The organism is Bacillus sp. EB600 (assembly GCF_024494385.1).
GTDB lineage: Bacteria > Bacillota > Bacilli > Bacillales > Cytobacillaceae > JAEVLT01.
This window is the reverse complement of sequence record NZ_JAEVLT010000076.1, coordinates 1-6203: the sequence shown is the minus strand read 5'-3', so window position 1 is coordinate 6203 and position 6203 is coordinate 1. Positions and strand designations below refer to the sequence as shown.

The following is a 6203-nucleotide window of genomic DNA, read 5'->3' as shown; positions in this document are numbered from 1 at the left end:
TCATCACCTCGAACTATATATATGTTTAATTATACCAAATGAAAAGGAAAGAGAACAAATGTTTTGTCTTACGCCAACCGAAATTCATCCCCTCCCTAACCTTGGGCTTTGCCCTTCACAGGTTTGACGAAGGGGAATTCTTTCGGGATTCGTTAAAATTTCTGAATATGTGGAATGGGGAGAAGTATATGGAAAAATTATCAGTGCCTGAGTTACATGAACGGTTAACATCAGTTCCTAATTGGAGAATCACCGATGAAAAATGGATTGAAAGAAAGTATCGTTTTCTTGATTTTTTAAATGGCATCGAGTTTGTTCAAAAAGTTGCTGATTTATCTGAGAATGTGAATCACCATCCATTAATTTCCATTGATTATAAGCTGGTAACATTAAAGATTACATCTTGGCATGCGAGAGGTTTAACAGCCCTAGATTTTGATTTAGCAAATAAGTATGATGATTTATACTTAAAAATAAAAAAATAAATTGTATCATTGCCCCTTTTAGAGGACGTTGTCAGTGATCCTAATAAAAAGCAACCCACAAATTGTAAAGTATTTACATTGTGGGGTTTTTTATTTGTATGGAAATTGAAATGAAAATGTTGTAACAGAAGCAACAGCTTCATTTTTACTAGGTAAGTGGTAAAACAAGTTTAGAAACTACAATAAATTCGCCTATGTAACATCTCGTCTTATATTTTATATTTCGAGTTATTAATCTCTAATTACAATATGTGCTAAAAACATAATATAATGTAAAAGCAAAGAACAGGCAGTTAATTGAACAGAAGTTCTTAAAAGTGGTGAAAACTTCTAGATGAATTAACAAAAGGTATGATGATTTAATTTAAAAAAAGAAGCAGAAATGGGACCTTTTAACCAAGAAAGGGCTGCAAATTGGTTACCAAGTTTAGAAATACATTCAATTTCGTCCAGCTTAAGCTACGGCTATTTTTTCAATATTCTAAGATATAAATCTCTAATTACAATATGTGCTAAAAACACAATAATATAAAACAGCTAAGTGCAGGCAATTAAGTATGGGTTTTCTACTGGCCAAATTCTAGGGGGAATTAGGCCGATCTTATTTTGGACTTAAGAAATTAAAAGTATACAACAACAAAAAATATTTTTTACGGTTGCTTTAATTGAAAAAGTGTCAGCTAACACTAAAATGTACCCTATAGAGTAGACACATAAAAAAAGTCTACCTATAGGGTACTTTTTTGTATAATTAAGAAATATAACGAGAGAAAAAAACATGGAGACGGAGAAAATTATGAGTAAAAAGCTTTTCACAGAAAAAGAGGCTAAACTGCTATCAGCTAATAATTACTTCAAATCTGTTAGTTTAAAAGGAATTACTTACACAGATGAACTTAAGCATATATTTATTGCGGAAAAAGAGAAAGGCAAGTTTGCCAGAGATATATTCGAAGAATGTGGGTTTGATGTAGATATTTTGGGGATGAAAAGGATTAGCGCAGCGAGTAAGAGATGGCAAGCAGCTTACAAGAAGAATGGGATCATCGGTTTAAAAGACACTAGAGCTGGAAATTCAGGGCGCCCAAGGGAAAGAGAACTTTCCCTTGAGGAGAATAATTCTCGCTTAGAAGCCCAAATTAACCTACTTAAGGCGGAAAATGAACTCTTAAAAAAGATCCGTTTTGCAGAAAGGAGGATGAAGAAATAGTCCTTCCTTCTTGCCAAAAATATGTCCTTATTCGTTCTGTGATTGAAAAGTATTAACTTATAGATATGGTGAGCTATTTATGTGAAATAGCAGGTGTTTCAAGAAATGGTTATTATAATTATTTTTCAGCGAAGTCACAAGAACAAAGAAAGCGAAAAGATGTAGAAGACGAGGAAATGAAGGAGATTATCTTAAAAGCGTTCCACTTTAAAAATCGTAAAAAAGGTGCCCGTCAAATCAAAATGACCTTGGAGGGTCAATTTAATGTTGTCTATAATTTGAAGCGTATTCGTCGAACATGAAGAAGTACAGCAATATTTGCCCCATCAGAAAGGCAAATCCTTATAGACGAATGATGAAAGCTACACAAGAACACAGTGTTGTCCCTAACCTATTGAATCGGGAATTTAAACAAGATGTGCCTGGGAAAGTGCTCCTTACAGATATCACATATTTATTTTATGGCAAAGGTCAAAAGGCTTACTTATCAACGATTAAAGATGCTTCAACCAATGAAATCTTAGCTTATAATGTATCAAATCGAATGACGATCGACTTGGCTACAGACACCCTATTAAAATTAAAGAAAAATAGAAACTTTAAGAAAGCAAAAGATGCATTAATTCACTCAGATCAAGGAGTTCACTATACTCATCCTGACTTCCAAAAGTTAGTAAAAAAACTTGGATTACGCCAATCAATGTCAAGAAGAGGAAACTGTTGGGATAATGCCCCCCAAGAATCATTTTTTGGTCATTTCAAAGATGAGGCATATATAAAGTCTTGTGCGATACCTTGGATGAATTAAAACGTGAAATAAAACAATATATGACGTATTACAATCACTACAGACCCAGTGGAATTTAAAAAAGATGACCCCCGTTCAATACAGAGATCATCTTCTAAATTTAGCATAGTCTTTTTTTAAAATGTCCTTTACAAAGGGTCCACTTTATTATGGGTAAGGTGCTTTTATTAAGCTTTTGATTTTAACCCACTTATGATTAGCAGACCATCTTTCATTATAACGGTGTTAATACAGTCTATATAGTCAGCAAAATCATTCATAAAGTACCCGCCAGAATCATAACGAAAATCCTCTTTTACAAGTTCCAAAGGAAAATGAATTTCAAAATTATAGTACTCCTGATAATCGTCAGCTTTCCAGGTAGTCACTTCGATTCCGTTCCCTAATTCAACAGTGGAAGGCTTTATGTAGAACTGATATTTTTCATCACAGGTATATAACACGGTTAAAACCTCCTTATTTTTCCACATATAAATATTCCCCTAATTTTGTGATTCCTATTATTGGTTAATCAGAATGGAATAATAAATATTGTGGTTTTCCCAGTTAGCCAGTCAATGAACAAAAAAGAAGTCCGATTAAAATAAGACGTTCTCTTTTGAATCACAAAATGTAAAAAAACATATCAGTTAACACAGGGTTTTTAATATAAATTTGATAATGGAAATAAAAAGATTCAAGCCTCTTACTGATTAGAGGCTTGAATCTTTTTTACATAAGCGTCTTATTTTTTTATAAGATCGATTTAGAGATATATAGTCCGAAATGACCATAAAAGAGACATTGGAATCAAAGCAGTCAATATGGTTGAAAAAGCAAGGTATTGATTATGCTTTGATTCAACCGTACTCAGGCCATGAAAGCAGAAAATCCTTAGAGGTCTAATCAAAGTTGGCTATTACTGATGCCCAACAAGAATATAATGAGGTAATTAAAAAATTACCAATTTAATTCCAATTACTTTGCGGGTGGTGTCAGCAACGCTGGTACTACCCCTAAACGGCAATAAAGTTGAGCCGCTTCCGTACATTCAGGGGTGAAGAAATGAAAAAAACCAGCTATTTTATCAGCCATCATTTTCGCTGTTTTGATTGTTTTCTATGTATCTAGTATAAAAAGCCAGTTAAGCGAAGCAGCGGAAGTTCAAGCGGCTTACAAGAAAGAAATTAGCAATTTCCAATCGTCAAAGAGGGGGAAGCATTTAAGGCAAACAGCTTCTTCCTCCAGCGTTTTTTAACTACAGCAATATAAAACAGAGGAATGAAGCAATCAAGTCGCGTATGACAGACAAAGGATTCCAGATGGTTTATTCTGGATCTTCAGAAAGCAGCACAGAAGTTCAAACTTCTGCTGCTAATCTATCCAGTTTTGAGCGGAAAATAAGCAAGAACGAAGCTGAATTTATGAATGAGTTTGATTTAACTATAAGTTTTAACGGTGTTAGTAATACAGATCATGTATTTGTTAGGACAAAGTTTTTATATGTGAAGGGTGAAGGTTGGAAGAGTGACAGTATTGAATATATCGGAGAAATAACTAGAAAGGCGGGGGAAACCAGTAAATAAATCAGAAAAGATTTTTAACGATACTTTAAAGAGAGCAGAGCGAAGTGCAAAACGAAACAAGATTTATATTAAAGCTGCTTTCTGGACCTTCATGCTGATTTCAGTTTATATTCTGGTTTGCGCGGTATGGTTTCAGTCATTGGCTTTTCTAATTTTTATCCGGTTAGTTGGCTGTTTTATGAGCTTTATTCAAGATTTATGAAGTTTCATCAAAAGACTGTGGAAAGATTGAAGGAAAAGCACAAAAATTATTTATAAAACCTTTCCGGCTTTTGAAAAAGCCTAGGCAAAACTTTCAATATGTGGGATTACAGCCTTGATGAAGAAAGCAGAAGATAATATTAAAGCTTCCAAAGACTTCAAGAAAGAGATTAATGATAAGTCTGTTAATCAAAACAGCATTGATATATTCAAAGACAAAATGGATGCCGCCGGTAAAACACTTGAACACTTAAATTAAAGAACAAGATAAATATAACAAGACTCAAAAGGAATTTGAAGATTTGACGAATGGTTAATAAAGGAGGGAATTTTCATTATGACTAAGGATAAACGAAACGAGATAAATAATCTTCAAGGAGATATATGGACTCCTGATGATGATGTTCTTTAAGCTGAAACAGTTTTAAGGTTTGTCGGAGACGGTAGAACGGTTATAGAAGCTTGTCGAGCAATATAAAGCTGGTTATGAGTTAGCGAAAGATGAAGGCAATAAAGTTAAACAGGCCAGGAAGAGAAGGACGAATAAAGGAGAACGGTTTGAAGAGATAGTAAAAGAGATATTTGATAGTGAACAAACAGCGGAAAAGATTATTGAACCGGATGATTTTATTGTGCTTGCAAAGAAGTTCAAGGAGCAACAAAGCAGAAAAACAAGCGAGTTAAGCCAATTTGAAAAAGAGGTAAAAGAATTAAAAAGACAGAACGAAAGGTTAGAAAGTGAGTTAAAAGAAGCTAAAAGAGAAGCTGAATGGTATAACGATATGCTTGTTGCTAAGCAAAAGGATTACAACAAAGTTATAGAGGCCCTACAAACTTTGAAAAACATTGGAGTACAAATTCAAATACCGGAACCTGAAACACCAAAATATAGAGTTGATAAAGATGGAACGGTAACAACATTGTGCGTCGTCTAACAAATGTATCATTACTAAGTGTTATTAGCTATTGGATTAAAAAAATTATGGAAACTTGATAATGGCATTTTAACGATGCTGAGTCACTCCACCCTTTAGAGGTATTAGGCCAGACCTTAAAGGATGGAGAGTTATGCCGTAACCTAGGTTCTCTAGGGGAAAACCAAGGTATTTATATAATGTATAAAACTCTTTAAAAATAACCGCTTTTCTTTAAATTAGCATTAACTTAATGTTCCTGTAGGCGATTCTAAGCAAATTAACTTCAGTTAAGTGAGGGTAGATAGAGTTAACCTTGTTGTAGGGCAATGGTCATGTAGAAATATAGGAATGTCTATTCCTAGGATAAGGATTAACGTTTGGATTGGATTGCTTCTTTAATATATGCTTTCTTGCAACCCGTTTTTTCTTCTGCCTACATCTACTTATTAAATATAGATGTTTTGAAGGCAACATATTTTTTCAAATGTTGCCTAACAAAGAGCGAAGAGATAAGTCCATTATTTAAGGGAAACCAATGCAACTGGAAAAAACTTTCTATTTACAGGTAATACGGAAGGTGATATTCTAAGAAAGCTGATTCGTTAAGAGCTTCAAAAAACGAACTTTTTAAGCCAAAAAAATATTTCGTAGAAGTTGACAAATGCAAATTAGCGTGATACAATAATTATTGTCGCTGATGAAAAATTAATCCTTTAAAAAAGGGTTGACGAAGTATTCAGTTGAGAATATGCTAAGAAAGCTGATTCGTTAACAGCTTCAAAAACGAATTTTTTAAAACAAAAATATTTCGTAGAAGTTGACAGGTACGAATTTGTGTGATACAATGGTTGTTGTTGCTGATGAAAAGTTAAACCTTGAAAAAGGATTGACGAAGTATTCAGTCGAGAATATAATGAGAAAGCTGTTTTAAAAAGATTGTTCTTTGAAAACTAAACAAACAAAAACGTCAACAATAAAAATAACATAGTGAAGCAAGTCTTCACTAGCCAACGTAAC

The 6203-nt window shown here is 33.5% G+C and carries 5 protein-coding genes and 1 pseudogene; 5 read left to right on the top strand and 1 reads right to left on the bottom strand.

Annotated elements, in window-relative coordinates; all coding sequences use genetic code 11:
• Positions 1–188 precede the first annotated feature (188 nt).
• Positions 189–485 carry a 4a-hydroxytetrahydrobiopterin dehydratase gene (locus JN080_RS28040; RefSeq protein WP_256239233.1) on the top strand — a complete coding sequence of 99 codons (297 nt, stop codon included), beginning with the start codon at positions 189–191 and terminating at the stop codon, positions 483–485.
• A gap of 796 nt (positions 486–1281) precedes the next feature.
• Positions 1282–2612 (top strand): annotated as a pseudogene (locus JN080_RS28035) (IS3 family transposase).
• A gap of 58 nt (positions 2613–2670) precedes the next feature.
• Here the strand turns inward: JN080_RS28035 and JN080_RS28030 are convergent.
• The gene (locus JN080_RS28030; protein WP_256239232.1) at positions 2671–2973 is read right to left on the bottom strand and encodes a hypothetical protein; all 303 of its coding nucleotides are present in this window, start codon (positions 2971–2973) and stop codon (positions 2671–2673) included.
• 831 nt (positions 2974–3804) lie between these two features.
• On the opposite strand from JN080_RS28030, the gene JN080_RS28025 reads away from it, so the two are divergent.
• The 3 genes from JN080_RS28025 (at position 3805) to JN080_RS28015 (ending at position 5204) form a co-directional block, all read left to right on the top strand.
• Positions 3805–4068: a hypothetical protein gene (locus JN080_RS28025; RefSeq protein WP_256239231.1), complete on the top strand. Its 264-nt coding sequence runs from the start codon at positions 3805–3807 to the stop codon at positions 4066–4068.
• A 319-nt stretch (positions 4069–4387) separates the two neighbouring features.
• Positions 4388–4528 (top strand): hypothetical protein, encoded by a 141-nt coding sequence (locus JN080_RS28020; protein ID WP_256239230.1) that lies wholly within the window; start codon positions 4388–4390, stop codon positions 4526–4528.
• Between the two features lie 373 nt (positions 4529–4901).
• On the top strand, positions 4902–5204 hold the full coding sequence (locus tag JN080_RS28015) for a hypothetical protein (RefSeq protein WP_256239229.1): 303 nt from the start codon (positions 4902–4904) through the stop codon (positions 5202–5204).
• The last annotated feature ends 999 nt before the right edge of the window (positions 5205–6203 follow it).